Below are 14,175 nucleotides of genomic sequence, written 5' to 3'. Positions count from 1 at the left end.
GTTTAAAACTTTGTAGGCGGTGAAACCGTCATCTACATCGCGTTCAATAGCGTCAACCCAACGCCATACGCGAGCTTCAGATGACCACCACCGATACTCAAGTCGTGCCCGATATTCCCCAAGACGTCCCTCAAGGCTTCGAGCCGCTTTTCCGCAAGAGTCCGCTCACCGAGCCCTGGGAGCCGCTTTACCAGAGGAAGACCGACCGGGCCGTCGTTATCGGCCTGCGGCTGGCCAGGCCGCACACCAACGGCCGCGGCCTGATCCATGGCGGGCTGATCGCAGCACTTGCCGACAATGCGATGGGCTATAGCTGCGGCCAGGCGACCGGCTGGACCACCTCGTTCGTGACGATCTCGCTCGCGGTCGATTTTGTCGGGTCAGCCAATATCGGACAATGGCTCGCGATCGAGAGCGACGTGATCAAGACCGGCAGCACGATCTGTTTCGCGCAGAGCCTGATCAAGGCCGACGACGTGACGATCGCGCGCGCCAACGGCACGTTCCGCGTGGTGCCGAAGAAAGTGCCGGCGGGCTAAGCTATCCGAACTGCCAGTCGGTGGTCTCGGTCACGAGGTCGATGAAGGTCCGCACCTTGGCCGACAGCAACCGCGTCGTCGGATAGACGACGTGGATCGGCACCGCCGGCTGCTCGAACGAGCCCAGCACGATCCTGAGCCGCCGCGCCTTCAGCGATTCGGCGGCCTGGTAGGCCATCACCCGGGTCAGTCCGCCGTCCTGCTCGGCGTACTGGATGGCGGCATCCGAACTGTTGCTGGTGAAGCGCGGCGTAGGCGTGATCCTGATCTCCTGCCCGTCCTCCATGAAGCGCCAATCCGGCGTCGCGGTCATGGCACCGAACTGGATCGTGTCATGGGCGGTGAGGTCTGCGGGCCGCTTCGGCTCGCCGCGAAGCTTGAGATAGCCGGCCGATGCCACCACGATGCGGCGCATCTGGCCGACGTGCCGCGCCACCAGCGTCGAATCCGGGAGGTGCCCGATCCGGACCGCGAGATCGACGCCGTCCTCGACCAGGTTGATCCTGCGGTCCGACAGCCGCAAGTCGACGCCGACATCGGGATAGCGCTTCAGGTAGGCGCTCACGACCGGGCTGACATGCAGCCGCCCGAAGCCGAACGGCGCCGAGATCACCAAGCGGCCTTCGGGGCGGGTGCGCTCGCTCTCCACCGCGTCCTCGGCTTCCTCGACGTCGGCGAGGATCCGCCGCGCCCGCTCCAGGTAGCGCGAGCCGGCGTCGGTCAGCGTCACTTGCCGCGTGGTCCGCTGCAAGAGCCGCGCACCGAGCCGCTCCTCCAGCGCCGCAATCAACCGCGTGATGGCGGAGGGCGACAGGCCGAGCTTGCGGGCGGCGGGGGCAAAGCCCTCAAGGTCGGCCACCGCGACAAAGGCTTGCATGGCGTCGATCCGGTCCATGGCATCATTGCATAATCAGCAATAGTGAAGTGTCAATTCACAAGATTGATTACGATCCAGAAACGCCCATTTTAGAAGACGAGGACGCCCGTCATGGGAGGCTCAGCTGTCAGACGTTCACACCTATCCCAGCGATGTCGCATTCAGTCCGGCGGTGAAGGCGATCCAGACCCGCAAGGGATCGCGCGACACCTACGCCGAGGTCGAGTCGCACGGCGGCTGGCGCACCGAGGTCGATGAGAACCTCGCCGGCTTTCTTGGCGAGGTGAACAGCTTCTATTTCGCGACCGCCTCGGCCGACGGCCAGCCCTACATCCAGCATCGCGGCGGGCCGAAGGGTTTCATCAAGGTCCTCGACAAGCACACGATGGCGTTCGCCGACTACAGCGGCAACCGGCAGTTCATCACGCAAGGCAATCTATCGGAGAATGCGAAGGCATCTATCTTCGTGATGGACTATGCGCATCGCCGCCGCGTCAAGCTGTGGGGCGAAGCGCGGGTGGTGGAAGATGATCCGGCGCTGACACGCGCGCTGATGCCGCAAGGCTATCGCGCGCGGCCGGAGCAGGTGATCCTGTTCAAGGTCGCGGCGTGGGATACCAACTGCCCGCAGCATATCCCGCAGAAGTTTGACGCGGCCGATGTGGCCGCAGCCCTCGCCTCACGCGACCAGCGCATCGCCGAACTCGAGGCCGAGCTCGCCGCATTGAAGGGCCAGCCCGCTCCCGCTGCAACGACCTAGAGCCCCTTCCGTTCCGATTGAATCGGAACGGGGCTCTGGACTCTCGTTTTGACGCGTTTTCTTCACGCGAACCGGTATCCATTCCGCTCGAAAGCGCGTTAGGCGGCCTGCTGCAGCGGCGCCCAGGCGAACTCCGGATAGTATTGCTGCATCATCCGGCCGACATAGGCGGCGAGATTGTCGAACTTCTCGGTGCGCTCGCGCAGCGGCGAATCGAAGAAGGGCGTGAGGATACCCGCCAGCGCGCCGAACGCGGTGGCGTCGGTGCCGCACGGCGCGTTGCCCATCAGATAGGGCTTGTCGCCGAGTTGGACCGACAGCGCAAACAGCGAGCGGATCGCAAGATCGACGTCCTCATCGGGTCCGTGACGGCCAAGCCCGCTCAACAGATAGTTCTCGGCAACGCGGAACTGGGCGTCCTCGCGCAACTTGTCGCGCATGTGGTCGGGCGCGCCATCGAAGAAATGCGCGGGCCCCTTGGCGAAATTCGCATCGTCAACCCAGCGCGCGCCGACCAACGCCCAGTAGACGTGATGTTCGATCATGCGCTCGAAGGCCCAGGCCTGCGCGCGCGCCTGCAAGCTCAACGGCGCATCGAAATCGAAGCCGTACTTGCCCTCGATATGGGCGCGGATGAAGGTCGAATCGGCGATCGTCTCGCCGTCATCTGCGATGAAGGGCAGCTGGCCCTTGGGAGAGGCCGGCGGCATCGCCTTTTCCTTGGTGTAGTCGAGCCCGGCCATCTTGAGCTGGACCTCGGTCTTGGTCACGAAGGGGCTGATTTCCGGCAAGCCGAAGCCCGTGCCAAAGCCAAAAAGCGTAATCATATGAAGCTCCCGATCGCCTGTGGTCGTGAATTGAAGCTAGCGGCCCCCTGCTGCCAGCATGGTGTCAGCAGTAGTGGCATTCACTGTCGAGCGGGCCGGCGGGTGCGAGGCGGCGAACCGCCTCGCGAACGCGCTTGACCAGCCGGGCCCGCCCGTAGGACCAGGCTGTACTGATGGACTGTGCGACCAGCGCGACCAGGGCCCAGCGCAGGTCGCCGGAGGTGGAGTAGACCGTGACCAGTTGTTCCAGCGCGAAGCTCTGCGCCTGCCGGAGACCGAGTTCATCAAGATTCGTCATGGACAAATTCCCTTCACTTGAGGTGTTGTCCTGCTATAGCCCCCACCTGCTGCCAACATACTGTCAGCAGCAGCCGGCCGGGACGCAGAAAAGCCGACGCGCCGAGACACCACGAAACCCGTCAAGACACTCGTCAAGACAGCTGCCAGAACTGCCAAGACGACTGCCAGGACGACTGCCAAGAGAGCGATCAAGAGAGTTGCCATGAGACGCGCCGACCGGCTGTTTCAGATCATCCAGGTGCTACGCCGCACCCGTAAGCCTTTGACCGCGGATGCAATCGCAGCCGAGCTCGAGACATCGAAGCGGACGATCTATCGCGACATCGCGAGCCTGATCGAGCAGCGGGTGCCGATCCGGGGCGAGGCCGGCATGGGCTACATCCTGGAGAAGGGCTTCGACCTGCCGCCCTTGATGCTGACACCCGACGAGATCGAGGCCTGTGTGCTCGGCGCGCAATGGGTGGTCGGCCACGCCGATCCGGCCCTGGCGCGCGCGGCCGAGGACCTGATGGCCAAGATCGCCGAGACCGTGCCCGACCGCCTGCGGCCGTTCGTGCTGGAGCCGGCGAGCCGCGCCCGCTCGGCCTGGAACCGGGAGCCCGACCGCATCGACATGGTCAGGACCCGCAGCCAGATCCACGAGGGCAAGAAGATCACGCTGAACTATCGCGACGAGCATGGCCGCGACTCCGAGCGCACGATCTGGCCGATCGCGGTCGGTTATCACGAGGCGGTGCGGCTGCTCGCCGCCTGGTGCGAGCTGCGCAAGGATTTTCGCAGCTTCCGCACCGACCGCGTGGTCACCGCGATCTATCACGACGAGAAATACCCGGAGCGGCGCGACCTGCTCCGGGCGCGCTGGCGGCGCAGCCTGGTCTGGGAAGCGCCCAAGGACACATAGGGACACCTGATGGCCGACAACGCGATCGACACGACAGACGGAAGCCCGTGCCAGTCCTGCGGCGCCTGCTGCAGCTATTCGGAGAACTGGCCGCGCTTCACCGTCGAGGACGACGCGCAGCTCGATCTGATCCCACCGCAATTCGTCAACGCGCGACAGTCAGGGATGCGCTGCGAGGGCGATCGCTGCTCGGCGCTGTCGGGCCGGGTGGGAGAGGCAACGCGCTGCGAGGTCTATGCGGTGCGGCCGGAGGTGTGCCGCACCTGCCTGCCGGGCGACGCGGAATGCGCGATGGCGCGACGCCGGCACGGGCTGCCGCTCATTGCGAGCGCGCAGCCGAACTAACCAAGCTTACACCGTGACCGCGTTGCTGACGTCCTCGTCGTCGATCTCGTCATCGACAACAGGCGCGAAGCTCGACAGCGGCTTGGTCGACAGCGTGATCGGCTTGCGGCCGCCATGCGAAACAGTCGCTGCGCGGGCCGGCTCACGCGACAATGCGTACAGCGTCGACCCGACGCGGCCGCCGGAATTGACCAGCTCCCACTCGCTGCAGCTCGACGCAATCGCAAGTGCGAGTGCGTGCAGGTGGCTGCGGCGATAGCAGAACAGCGCCAGCATCGCCCTGACGTCGGGCGCGACATTGGCAACCAGCAGCGAAAGCCCGTTGGGATTGGCGCGGTACATCTGGCCGAGCAGGTCGTCCGCAACTGGGCAGGCATCGTTCTCGAACGCGTCACGGCTTGAAAACATTTGCAAATCCCCCTCGATCGGGAAGATGCCGCGCAATCCTCTAACGAAAGGTTAACCACGGCCTCCGGTCGCTTCCGGAGGGTCTTGCCCTTGCACGCGAATCACATCCGCCCGCTAGAGGCGGCCGGTTCGTGGTCCGAGATGCGGGAAGAGGTGTCCGCGAGCCGCTCAGTTCGCGGCCATGTAGATCGACAGCGCAAAGCCGGTGAGGTGGTGCAGCGCCTGGTCGACCCCGATCAGGGTCCAGAACCAGGGATGGCCTGATTCCAGCGTCACGCCGAAATGCGACGCGCAGTATCCCTTGGCGCGATCGACGATGATGTGGATCACGAAGTCGATGAAGGCGACGTACCAGAACCGCGGCGCCACCACCAGGATCAGCGCCAGCGCGACCGCGAGATGGATCAGGCAATGCGCGAGCAGCGGCATGGCCCAACCGGTCTTCTGGTCCTTGCCGATCGCCATCCATGCGTTCTGCAGCATGAAGTCGGCGATGATGTGCTTCGCTGTGAGAAGCAACATCCATCCCACCAGGGCACCAACCGACACCGACGATGACATCGCAGGAAACAACAAGCTGACGCCCTTTACTTCGATGAATGTGATGCAGGAAATCCGGGTCAGGCCGTCAGCTCAATTCCGCAAAACCAAGCGTGTCGCATTTATGACATCTCCGGCGGCGGAATGCACCTGCGGCTTGCTCTAAAATCACATCTGGGTACGGGCGTCGATAGTGGCGATGGTCATGTGGCACCGCGGCGCAGGTCTGCCGAGGTTAAGGTTACGGCCGGCGGCCGGTTTGCATTCCCTCCGGGGAGGTATATCGTCCGCAACATAGGAAATTTTCTTTCTTTTATAACCATTTACGGATTCACCGGGCAGCGCCGTGCCAATAGGGTTGCGGCGACGGGCGGTCCCGGACGGGTGATGAGCCATGAGTGCCGAAGCCCCCTCGCCTCCGCCAATGCCGCCGCGACCACGCCCACCGGTCGCCAAGAGCAACCGCGCGCAGGTCATCGTCTTCACCCTGCTGACGCTGCTGTTGAGCGCCGTCACCGTGGTCGGCGGCCGGGTCTGGTTGCGCAATTCGGAAACGCTGGTGTTCGCGGTCGGCGACGCCAATGGCCCGGAGGCGAAGTTCGCCGCCAAGCTCGCAACCGTGCTGAAGAACAATTCGTCGCGGCTGCGGCTCAAGATCGCGCCGAGCCCCGACAACGCCAAGGCTCTGGCGCAGTTCGACCGCCGCGACGCCTCGCTAGCCATCCTGCGCACCGATGCAAAGGTGCCGCCGCGCGCCCGCGCCATCGCGATCCTCGAGCATGACGTGGTGCTGGTGCTCAGCCCCGGCGGCAAGAAGATCAAGTCGCTGACCGAGCTGAAGAGGAAGACGATCGCAGTCGTTGGCGACGGCGAAAACAGCGTCAATTTCGTCCGCAGCGCGCTGGAGATTTCCGATAGCCCGGATGCCGCGCAGCGGGTGCAGCAGGGGGCGCCGAACACACCGTTCGACAAACTGTTCGCTTCCGGCTTTGGCGCCGTGGTCGCGATCGAGCATGCCTCGAAGATCATGAAGGACAAGACCTACGAGCAATATGCCAAGCGCGCCGGCGGATTCACATTGAACGCGATCGACGCGGCCAAGGCGCTGGCGCGCAAATATCCGGCGATCTCGGAGGAGACGGTCTCGACCGGCATGCTGTCGTCCTCGCCGGCGATCCCCGATGACGAGGTCGACACCATCGGGCTGGAATGGCTGCTGGTCGCGCAATCCTGGATGTCCACGACGACGGCGGCCGAGCTCGCGCGCCTCGTCTACGAGAACAAGTCCGAGCTCGCGCTCGACGACGGCTTCGCCTCCAAGATCGAGCCGGCAGCGACCGACAAGGACGCTTTCATCGTCGCCCATCAGGGCGCCGCCGAATACATCAACGACGACACCAAGTCGTTCATGGATCGCTACAGCGACGTGATGTATCTCGGCGCCGCTGCGCTCAGCATCATCGGCTCGATCTTCGCTGGTATCTACACCAAGATCACCCGCGTCGCGCCGGAGACGGCCAGCGAATTGGCAACCCGAATCCTCGATATCGGCGAGCGCGTCGAGCACGCCACCTGCGCCGAACACCTCGACGAATTGCAGGACGAGCTCGAGGCGATCCTGCGCGGCGCGGTGATCGGCCTGCGCGACGGCGCCGTTTCCAGCGACGGCCTCGACACGTTCAAGCTCGGCTACGAGCTGGTCCGCGACGAGATCGCGCTGCGCCGCGATCACCTCAAGCGCCATCCGGCGGCACCGGATGACAATCTCGTGGTGGTGAAGACCGCGAACGGGTGAAGGGCACTGTCGAGCGGCTTGTTCGGTGTCATCATACACGCATGCGGGTGATCCAGTATTCCAGAGACGCAAGTGCTTGAGGCCGAGAGGCCGCGGCGTACTGGATGCCCGCGCGGGCATGACAACTGAGATGACGTGTAGCCGCGTTCTCGCTACCTGAATCGTCCGAGCTTTGCATCTCGTTTCGCCTCTCTCTTGAAGAGGGCGCCGGGAAAGCGGGGTGCCGATCGCACCCGTCCGTCTCGGCAATGGACAGAACTCAATGCCCGGAGCGCGCTTTCTTCCAGCCTCCCTTCAATGCAGTCAGGAAAAGGTAGCAATTTATTGCGACGCGATTCACAGGCGTCATTTCCGGAACCTGAGTTAGCGTCGATCATCTCGTCGCTGGGCAGGATAAATTTTCATTCACATTCTTTTAGACCCAGTAGACCGTTGATTTGCGGCAACCGGCGGTCGGCGACGACATGGAAAGATGACGGCCCCGGCTTGGCCCTCTCGCTGGGGCCGTTCATTCCAGTGCCAGAGAATGAGACCGCCCTGAGCGCGAGGGAGGTGCCGATTTCGATCGGATCCATTTATGCCGTGCGGACCACCGCGCAGCGCCTGAAACATCGTTACAAGCTGCGACATGATCCGGGCCCCTCGCAGCGTTTTCCAGCGAGGTGGGCACCGGTTCGCCTGAAGAAAACGCGTCAGGGCGAAAATCTAGAGCCCCGTTCCGATCCGGTCGGAACCGAAACGGCTCTAGGCCGCGGTTGGAACGAACGGCGGCCCGCCGAGTCGAATAAGAAGCTCCCGGCTACTCCGCTCCAGAGCGCCTCCGATGCCCGCCGATCGAAGATGGACGAGCCTGAAAATGCCAGTCGACGACATCGAGTATGAGGGGCATCGGCTAACCATCGTCGAGCAGCGCGGCGGCGGCTATTTGGTCGAGATCACACCGCTTGACAGCGGACCAACGATCAGAACGCAGACCTACCAGAGCACTCAAGAGGCGATCGCCAAGGCCAAAGCGACCATCGCGAAGCATCCGAGCAAGCGATAAGCCGAGTTCCTGAAATCGTCGCGGAACCATCGACGGCGCGTCATTTCCAGCCGCCGGCGAGGCGGTCCGACTCGGGCGGCATGTGAGCGGCAGCGCATGCCCATCCCGGTTGCGCCGGTGGCGGAAAACCCGTTGTGCTCTCCCGAATTGACGCGCCGGTCATCCGGCCGCCGCATCCGTGGACGTCGCGACGGCATCGAGCTGCCGCCCTTCGTGGTCCATATGCAGGTAGTTCGGGTTGAACAGGCCTGCGCGCATCAGCCGGTCGAGATTGGGAACGGCCAGGGTCTTGCCCTTGAGCACGATCAGGCCGTCGGCACGCAGTTCCTGCAGTATCCGGTTGACGTGGACCTTGGAGAGCCCGGTGGCGTCGGCGAGATCGGCCTGGGTCAGCGGGAAGTCACAGCTGTCGCCCTGGGTCAGTCCGGCGAGACGCAGGCGGAGCCAGATCTCGCAAAGCAGATGGGCCATCCGCTCCAGCGCCGTTCGCTGGCCGAGGCTCATGGTCCATTCACGCTGGATCGCCGCATTGACAAGGGTTTCCCACCAGAACGCGGTGACGATGCGGGGATGTCCGGCTGCGACCTTGTCGAAGAACTCGTGCGAGAGGTCGGCGATCGACACTGCGGTGATGGTCCCGATCGAATGATCCATCTCGCGCAGGATGAAGATGTTCACGTCGCAGATATCGCCGGGGAGGAGGAACGCCACCACCTGACGCCGGCCGTCCTCGAGCTGCTTGTAGCGGTAGGCCCAGCCGGACAAGATCAGGTGGACGTCCTTCGGCTTCTCGCCTTCACTGACGATGTCGACGCGCGGGCCGAAATGCCGAACACGTTCGGTCGACGCGCGATTGAGGATGGCGTGGTCTAGCGGCGAAAGCCGTACGAACTGCTCCAGTTTCCGGACTAGCGACGCCAACGACATTGGTTTCCCCGCAGTTTTAATCGAGTAACCGCCGGGCCGATTTCAATAAATTATGTTACATTGCACAGCTATCGACGTATGTTCACTGTACAGACGCCGGAACACGTGACTGCTACGTTGTCGAGCGCCGTGCAACTCGGCCACCGAAGGCTATCGCCCTTGAAGCGCGGTGCCCTCCGGAGTTCGTCGCCGCTCACACGAACGGTACGCCGTAATAGTCATTCACCGCGCGTGTGGCGCCGATATCGGCCCAATTCCAATCCCGCTCGCTGCCGAATTTCGGCGCGCCGCGCAGCTGGCTCTCGGTCACGCCGGTGACATAGCCGCCCAGCCTTGTGTCGTATTTCAGCGATTGCCAGGGCAGCGGATAGTGGTCGTTGCCAAGACCGAGGATGCCGCCGAAGCCGAGCACGGCATAGGACACCCGCCCGCTCTTCTTGTCGATCATCACGCGTTCGATCGAGCCGATCCTGCGCTCGTCGGATCCATAAACCGCGGTCCCCTCGACCTTGTCGCTGCCGATCAGGTTTCCGAGCTCCTTCTCGCCCATCGCCATGTCAATTCTCCATTGATCTTCGAGGGCCAACGGGGGAGCTGGATCATCGTTCCTTCCGCGTTGCCGCGGTTGCTGCACAGCGAAAAGCCGCTCAGCCTGGCGGGGGATCGCCGCGATCGTCTGATGTCAGCCGAATCCCCGAGGCTTGTCCGCGTCGTTCACTTTCGGATCGTGCATCGCTTCGCGCGTTCCATTTTCGCGGATCGGTCTGGTGGGCGGTCTGAGCGCGCTCCTTGTCGGTCGGCTGCTCCTGACCTTTGGTGTCCTTCACGATGCCCTGATTGGAATGTGCCATTACGATATCCCTGGCTGGCTTCCCTAAAGACATGCGGGCCCCGGCGATGAAATTCGCCGAGGCCCGTCACCGGAACGGTCCGCCGTTTTCGGGGAGCAAAGCAGCGAACGCATGGATGTTACGCGTAGCGCCGGGGATCGTTCCTGCGAGCGCGACGACGATTTCGACCGACCATTGTCATGGGTTAACGACCGCATCCGGGGACCATGCCTAGTATTGCGGGCTCCGGTTCGGAGACCACATGATCAAGAAGGAACGGAACAGGTCGCGACCTTCCGGATCGTTTGAGCATGCTTGCAAAAATTCGCCGAAGATGCGCGCATTGCAGCACAAAAGCTCCCCGGGAGGGGAACGTGAGACACTGATGAAGAAGGCAAGGCGACCGAGACTGTAATGGAGGTCAGCGACTTGCTGATGCAACGCAAAATAGCTGGGCCTCGGACGAGGCCGACGAGGGACAGCTATGATGATCGAAGAAAGATTTGATTCACGCACGCTTGCCGCCATGAACCTTGCACTCGATCGCGTATGCGCCGATGCGGTTCACGGCGAGGAACATGACACCCGCAAGCGCGTTGCCAGATACATCATCAAGTGCGCCAAGAGCGGCAGGACGACGCTTCCCGACCTGATCGAGGCCGGGCAGCAGGCGCTGGCCAAGGTCATCGCCGCGGCGTAATCGCCAACGTCAGCTTGCTCCGCTGCTCTCGGCCTTCGGCGGAGGCAGATACGCATGCGCGTCGCAATCAGCATCGGCCTGCTGGCCTTCTTGGTCGCCGTCGGCGCCTACGCCTATGAGGGGCTGACCGTAGATGCTCCGATCCCGACCTATGGCATCGTCATGTTCACGATCGGAATTGCAGTTCTGGGCGCGGTCTGTATCGGCCTGATGGGCCTGCTGTTCTATTCCAGCCGCCGCGGCTACGATGAGCCGCCGCACATCAAGCGGTAGATTGCGGCGCTGGCAATGCCCCAGACCCGTTCCCGCGCAAAGGCTTCGCCTTTGTCGCTGGAGGCGCTCGCGCGGCAACCGGTCGCCGAGCTCCAAATTCCTTCAACCCGACGCCGCCGCCGGCGCCCGCGCGCGAATCTCCGCGATCTTGCGCTTCAGCGCGACCTGCCGCGGATCGGGCATGATGGCGGCGCGGGCCTCGGTGATGGCGCCGGCGAGGTCGGGCAGCACGAGCACGCCGTCGAAGGTCGGCTTGACCAGTCCGTCGATGATCACGTGCCAATCCGCGATGCCCTGGCGATAGGGGTCGCCGTAGCCCTGGATCATGGTGGCGGTCTGCACGACCGCCGAGGCGGCGGCCGGCTGCTTGGTCAGGCTGCGGTCGATCATGTGCAGCCAGCGCTCGACCCAGATGCGCTCCTTGGCGTAGCGCCCCGAGAACAGCCGCCAGCGCTTCAGGCCCGCCTCGATCCTGAGCCGGCGAACGCTGAAGCGGTTGTTGGCGCTGAAGCGGATGGAGACCCGGCGACGCCGCCAGCCGAACTGATCGAGCACGGCAAGGATCGGATCGGCGACCATCGCCGGCAAGGCGTCGATCAACTCGTCGAGGCGGAGTTTCTTGACGTCGTCGGCCGAGCGCGCCGCGAGACGGCCCGCCGCATTGACGTCGCCAAGCTTGAGCTGCGCGATGCGGATCGCGTCCTCATAGGCCATGCGCTCCGCCATCAGCCGCGCGATCTCGGCGAGCAGCGCATCGTCAACGCCGCGGCGGCCGACGAAGCGCTTGAGCCGATCGATATAGAGCTGGGCGTAGCTCGTGCTCTGATAGGCGATCAACAGATGGATGGCGTCGGTGACCGCAGGCCCGAGATGATCCGGGCAGGCCTCAGGCAGCACCGGCGGCCCCTCGTCCTCATCGCCGATGACATCGGCAAAGAGGTAACGGAGCGAAGCCAGCAGACTGTCGTCATCCGGCACTGCGGCGCCTCCAGGACTCGTCGCGGGGCTCATGCAGGCTTTGGCTCCGCGACCTGCGGGGTGGCGTGCTGCGCGAGCCGCTGCTCGAGCGTCGAGATATTCTGGAACAGGCGGGCGCTGAACAGACGCAGGAGATAGAAGCCGAACGCCGGGTTCTGGACGTAAAGCTGCTCGACCTGGTCATAGGTCACCGACAGCACCATGCCGGTTTCGACGCACTCCAGCGTCTGGGTTCGCGTGTTCGACGGCGACAGCATGCCGAACTCGCCGACGAGGGAGCCGACCGGCAGCTCGATGCCCGATTCGACCAGGCGGAAGCGGCCGCTGACAATGTAGAACATGCTGTCAGCCTTCTCGTCCTTGTAGAACAGGACTTCGCCGGCCGTGCATTTGCGTTCCGTCGTGAACGGCCTGAGCCAATCCATCGACAGATCGCTGCTGACCGATCTCTTCACGTTGCGGACCAGCTGCAGCATCTGGTGCAGACGATAGGTGTTCACCGGCAACAGCACGGCGTGCAGGATCAGCGTCGCGTAATTGTGGGTCGGGACCGCGGTCGCGATCAGGATGATGTTGGTCAGGATGGCGAACACGCGCAACGGGATCATGGTCCGCATCGACAGCGTGGCGACCACGAAGATCGATGCGAAGAAACTGCCGGCGGCGCCGGCGTGCTCCGCGAGATGTGAGGTATCCATCGGAAACCAGCCAATTCTCAGGAAGTGAATAAGATCGTCTTGTTAGTCGCTTCATTCCGGCCAAGGTCGCATCGGCGGGCCAGCATCCCTGATATAAGGCGAAAAAGCGACGATTTGTCTGATTTCTCACATTCGCGGGCGCAAAAACGGGCCAACATGGTTAGGCCATTTGTCCAACATCTGGGACTTTCGCCGCGATCATCCCACCACCGCCTGCGCGTTGACGGCCTCAATCGGGAGAGGCAGGTTGTGACCTCGGCTCCGCCGCTCGCAGGGCCTCAATTCCAGCAGTTGATCGACAGGCAAGCTCCGTTCCGATGTCCAAGCGGCTCGTCCTTCCGGCTTTGACGCGCTTCGTTTCCGCCACCGCCGGCCGCAACATGACCACGGCGGCCTATGTCGCGGTCGCGGCCGGTGTTGCCATGATGACGCTGCTGACGGTCGCGCCGGCCTATGACGCGGTCCCGCGCTGGGTCGATGCGCTGCTGTGGGCCTGCCTTGCCTATTTCGTGTTTGAATGGCTGGTGCGGCTGCGCCATATGCGGCGGCAGGACAAGCTCTGGTTCTACGCGCTATCAAGCGCAGGGGTAGTCGATGCGATCGGCGCGCTGGCGGTGCCGCTGGCCCTGCTCTGCGGCGCCGAGCCGAAAACCGCATGGCTGCTCGGCGTGCTCTGGGTGCTCAAGGTGGTGCCGGGCATTCCCGGCCTGCGCCAACTCCGGCGCGTGCTCGTGGTGGAGTCCGGCCCGCTGCTCAGCGTGCTCGTGATCTTCCTGATGGTGGTGTTCCTGGCCTCCGTCGCCGAATACTTCCTGGAGCGGGACGTCCAGCCGCAGACCTTCGGCAGCGTACCGGCGGCGCTGTGGTGGGCGGTGGTGACGCTGACCACCACCGGCTATGGCGACGTGGTGCCGATCACCCCGCTCGGCCGCATGGTCGCCGCCATGGTGATGATCTCGGGCCTCGGCGTGTTTGGGCTGTGGACCGGTATTCTGGCGACCGGCTTTGCCGCGGAAACCCGCCGCGACAATTTTCTGAGAACCTGGGAGACCGTCAGCAAAGTGCCGTTCTTCGCGCATCTCGGCCCGGCCGCGATCGCCGACGTCACCCAGGTGCTGCGGACCATGGACCTGCCGCCGCGCACCATGATCATCCGCAAGGACACCAACGGCGACTGCATGTATTTCGTCGCCGCCGGCGAGGTGGAGGTCGACCTGCCCGGGCGCAAGGTGAAGCTCGGCGAGGGCGCGTTCTTCGGCGAGATGGCGCTGCTCGGCAACGCCAAGCGGGGCGCCAGCGTCTCGACCAGCAAGGTGACCAGGCTGTTGGTGCTTGACCTCGTCGATTTCCGCCTGTTGATGGCAAGGCATCCCGATCTCGCCGAGACCATCGACGCCGAGGCGAAGCGGCGCGAACGCGAGAATCAATGATG

Annotated in this window: 18 protein-coding genes; 9 read left to right on the top strand and 9 right to left on the bottom strand. The window is 63.8% G+C overall.

The features are described 5' to 3' along the window. Positions 1-80: 80 nt before the first annotated feature. Positions 81-539, top strand: a complete 459-nt coding sequence (locus ABIB78_RS10945) for a PaaI family thioesterase (RefSeq protein ID WP_429024250.1) — start codon at positions 81-83, stop codon at positions 537-539. A 1-nt stretch (position 540) separates the two neighbouring features. On the opposite strand, the gene ABIB78_RS10940 is transcribed toward ABIB78_RS10945, so the two are convergent. Further along, positions 541-1,434 (bottom strand): LysR family transcriptional regulator, encoded by an 894-nt coding sequence (locus ABIB78_RS10940; RefSeq protein ID WP_429024249.1) that lies wholly within the window; start codon positions 1,432-1,434, stop codon positions 541-543. Between the two features lie 106 nt (positions 1,435-1,540). On the opposite strand from ABIB78_RS10940, the gene ABIB78_RS10935 reads away from it, so the two are divergent. Beyond that, positions 1,541-2,176 carry a pyridoxamine 5'-phosphate oxidase family protein gene (locus ABIB78_RS10935; RefSeq protein ID WP_429024506.1) on the top strand — a complete coding sequence of 212 codons (636 nt, stop codon included), beginning with the start codon at positions 1,541-1,543 and terminating at the stop codon, positions 2,174-2,176. Positions 2,177-2,274: 98 nt separating this feature from the next. Here the strand turns inward: ABIB78_RS10935 and ABIB78_RS10930 are convergent, their stop codons facing one another. Together ABIB78_RS10930 and ABIB78_RS10925 are read right to left on the bottom strand one after the other, a co-directional pair. Continuing rightward, a complete protein-coding gene (locus tag ABIB78_RS10930) occupies positions 2,275-3,003 on the bottom strand; it encodes a glutathione S-transferase family protein (protein ID WP_429024248.1) in 729 nt (242 codons plus the stop codon). Between the two features lie 64 nt (positions 3,004-3,067). After that, a complete protein-coding gene (locus tag ABIB78_RS10925) occupies positions 3,068-3,301 on the bottom strand; it encodes a hypothetical protein (protein ID WP_429024247.1) in 234 nt (77 codons plus the stop codon). A 204-nt stretch (positions 3,302-3,505) separates the two neighbouring features. Between ABIB78_RS10925 and ABIB78_RS10920 the strand changes: the two genes are divergently transcribed. Continuing rightward, positions 3,506-4,204, top strand: a complete 699-nt coding sequence (locus ABIB78_RS10920) for a helix-turn-helix transcriptional regulator (RefSeq protein ID WP_429024246.1) — start codon at positions 3,506-3,508, stop codon at positions 4,202-4,204. Between the two features lie 9 nt (positions 4,205-4,213). Then, positions 4,214-4,549, top strand: coding sequence for a YkgJ family cysteine cluster protein (locus tag ABIB78_RS10915; RefSeq protein ID WP_429024245.1), 336 nt, complete (start codon positions 4,214-4,216; stop codon positions 4,547-4,549). Positions 4,550-4,555: 6 nt separating this feature from the next. Here the strand turns inward: ABIB78_RS10915 and ABIB78_RS10910 are convergent, their stop codons facing one another. Then, the gene (locus ABIB78_RS10910; RefSeq protein ID WP_429024244.1) at positions 4,556-4,957 is read right to left on the bottom strand and encodes a hypothetical protein; all 402 of its coding nucleotides are present in this window, start codon (positions 4,955-4,957) and stop codon (positions 4,556-4,558) included. A 168-nt stretch (positions 4,958-5,125) separates the two neighbouring features. Beyond that, positions 5,126-5,479, bottom strand: a complete 354-nt coding sequence (locus tag ABIB78_RS10905; RefSeq protein WP_429024243.1) for a DUF3307 domain-containing protein — start codon at positions 5,477-5,479, stop codon at positions 5,126-5,128. A 412-nt stretch (positions 5,480-5,891) separates the two neighbouring features. On the opposite strand from ABIB78_RS10905, the gene ABIB78_RS10900 reads away from it, so the two are divergent. Both ABIB78_RS10900 and ABIB78_RS10895 read left to right on the top strand, forming a co-directional pair. Next, the gene (locus ABIB78_RS10900) at positions 5,892-7,292 is read left to right on the top strand and encodes a TAXI family TRAP transporter solute-binding subunit (protein WP_429024242.1); all 1,401 of its coding nucleotides are present in this window, start codon (positions 5,892-5,894) and stop codon (positions 7,290-7,292) included. Between the two features lie 856 nt (positions 7,293-8,148). Continuing rightward, on the top strand, positions 8,149-8,337 hold the full coding sequence (locus tag ABIB78_RS10895) for a hypothetical protein (RefSeq protein ID WP_429024241.1): 189 nt from the start codon (positions 8,149-8,151) through the stop codon (positions 8,335-8,337). Between the two features lie 159 nt (positions 8,338-8,496). Here ABIB78_RS10895 and ABIB78_RS10890 read toward each other — a convergent pair whose 3' ends face one another. Further along, on the bottom strand, positions 8,497-9,258 hold the full coding sequence (locus tag ABIB78_RS10890) for a Crp/Fnr family transcriptional regulator (RefSeq protein WP_429024505.1): 762 nt from the start codon (positions 9,256-9,258) through the stop codon (positions 8,497-8,499). A 199-nt stretch (positions 9,259-9,457) separates the two neighbouring features. Then, entirely contained in the window at positions 9,458-9,820 is a 363-nt protein-coding gene (locus ABIB78_RS10885) for a PRC-barrel domain-containing protein (RefSeq protein ID WP_429024240.1), read from the bottom strand. 761 nt (positions 9,821-10,581) lie between these two features. Here ABIB78_RS10885 and ABIB78_RS10880 point away from each other — a divergent pair. After that, positions 10,582-10,794 carry a hypothetical protein gene (locus ABIB78_RS10880; protein WP_429024239.1) on the top strand — a complete coding sequence of 71 codons (213 nt, stop codon included), beginning with the start codon at positions 10,582-10,584 and terminating at the stop codon, positions 10,792-10,794. A gap of 54 nt (positions 10,795-10,848) precedes the next feature. Beyond that, complete coding sequence (locus ABIB78_RS10875) at positions 10,849-11,067, top strand: hypothetical protein (RefSeq protein WP_429024238.1); 219 nt, start codon at positions 10,849-10,851, stop codon at positions 11,065-11,067. Between the two features lie 102 nt (positions 11,068-11,169). Here the strand turns inward: ABIB78_RS10875 and ABIB78_RS10870 are convergent, their stop codons facing one another. Further along, positions 11,170-12,078 carry a DUF6537 domain-containing protein gene (locus tag ABIB78_RS10870; RefSeq protein ID WP_429024237.1) on the bottom strand — a complete coding sequence of 303 codons (909 nt, stop codon included), beginning with the start codon at positions 12,076-12,078 and terminating at the stop codon, positions 11,170-11,172. After that, positions 12,075-12,743, bottom strand: coding sequence for a Crp/Fnr family transcriptional regulator (locus ABIB78_RS10865; protein ID WP_429024236.1), 669 nt, complete (start codon positions 12,741-12,743; stop codon positions 12,075-12,077). Before ABIB78_RS10865 ends, ABIB78_RS10870 begins: the two co-directional genes overlap by 4 nt. Positions 12,744-13,060: 317 nt before the next feature. Between ABIB78_RS10865 and ABIB78_RS10860 the strand changes: the two genes are divergently transcribed. Beyond that, positions 13,061-14,173 (top strand): cyclic nucleotide-gated ion channel, encoded by a 1,113-nt coding sequence (locus ABIB78_RS10860; RefSeq protein WP_429024235.1) that lies wholly within the window; start codon positions 13,061-13,063, stop codon positions 14,171-14,173. Positions 14,174-14,175 lie beyond the last annotated feature (2 nt).

Source organism: Bradyrhizobium sp. I1.14.4 (genome assembly GCF_050435825.1).
Taxonomy (GTDB): Bacteria; Pseudomonadota; Alphaproteobacteria; order Rhizobiales; family Xanthobacteraceae; genus Bradyrhizobium.
The sequence above is the reverse complement of the archived record's forward strand: the minus strand, read 5'-3'. Positions and strand labels throughout refer to the sequence as shown.

What these genes read in the sequence shown, in the direction of transcription:
- ABIB78_RS10870 (WP_429024237.1), bottom strand. Translation starts at nt 12,078, where the DNA reads ATGAGCCCCGCGACGAGTCCTGGAGGCGCCGCAGTGCCGGATGACGAC.
- ABIB78_RS10945 (WP_429024250.1), top strand. Translation starts at nt 81, where the DNA reads ATGACCACCACCGATACTCAAGTCGTGCCCGATATTCCCCAAGACGTC.
- ABIB78_RS10940 (WP_429024249.1), bottom strand. Translation starts at nt 1,434, where the DNA reads ATGGACCGGATCGACGCCATGCAAGCCTTTGTCGCGGTGGCCGACCTT.
- ABIB78_RS10915 (WP_429024245.1), top strand. Translation starts at nt 4,214, where the DNA reads ATGGCCGACAACGCGATCGACACGACAGACGGAAGCCCGTGCCAGTCC.
- ABIB78_RS10910 (WP_429024244.1), bottom strand. Translation starts at nt 4,957, where the DNA reads ATGTTTTCAAGCCGTGACGCGTTCGAGAACGATGCCTGCCCAGTTGCG.
- ABIB78_RS10865 (WP_429024236.1), bottom strand. Translation starts at nt 12,743, where the DNA reads ATGGATACCTCACATCTCGCGGAGCACGCCGGCGCCGCCGGCAGTTTC.
- ABIB78_RS10875 (WP_429024238.1), top strand. Translation starts at nt 10,849, where the DNA reads ATGCGCGTCGCAATCAGCATCGGCCTGCTGGCCTTCTTGGTCGCCGTC.
- ABIB78_RS10880 (WP_429024239.1), top strand. Translation starts at nt 10,582, where the DNA reads ATGATCGAAGAAAGATTTGATTCACGCACGCTTGCCGCCATGAACCTT.
- ABIB78_RS10885 (WP_429024240.1), bottom strand. Translation starts at nt 9,820, where the DNA reads ATGGCGATGGGCGAGAAGGAGCTCGGAAACCTGATCGGCAGCGACAAG.
- ABIB78_RS10905 (WP_429024243.1), bottom strand. Translation starts at nt 5,479, where the DNA reads ATGTTGCTTCTCACAGCGAAGCACATCATCGCCGACTTCATGCTGCAG.
- ABIB78_RS10920 (WP_429024246.1), top strand. Translation starts at nt 3,506, where the DNA reads ATGAGACGCGCCGACCGGCTGTTTCAGATCATCCAGGTGCTACGCCGC.
- ABIB78_RS10860 (WP_429024235.1), top strand. Translation starts at nt 13,061, where the DNA reads ATGTCCAAGCGGCTCGTCCTTCCGGCTTTGACGCGCTTCGTTTCCGCC.
- ABIB78_RS10925 (WP_429024247.1), bottom strand. Translation starts at nt 3,301, where the DNA reads ATGACGAATCTTGATGAACTCGGTCTCCGGCAGGCGCAGAGCTTCGCG.
- ABIB78_RS10895 (WP_429024241.1), top strand. Translation starts at nt 8,149, where the DNA reads ATGCCAGTCGACGACATCGAGTATGAGGGGCATCGGCTAACCATCGTC.
- ABIB78_RS10900 (WP_429024242.1), top strand. Translation starts at nt 5,892, where the DNA reads ATGAGTGCCGAAGCCCCCTCGCCTCCGCCAATGCCGCCGCGACCACGC.
- ABIB78_RS10930 (WP_429024248.1), bottom strand. Translation starts at nt 3,003, where the DNA reads ATGATTACGCTTTTTGGCTTTGGCACGGGCTTCGGCTTGCCGGAAATC.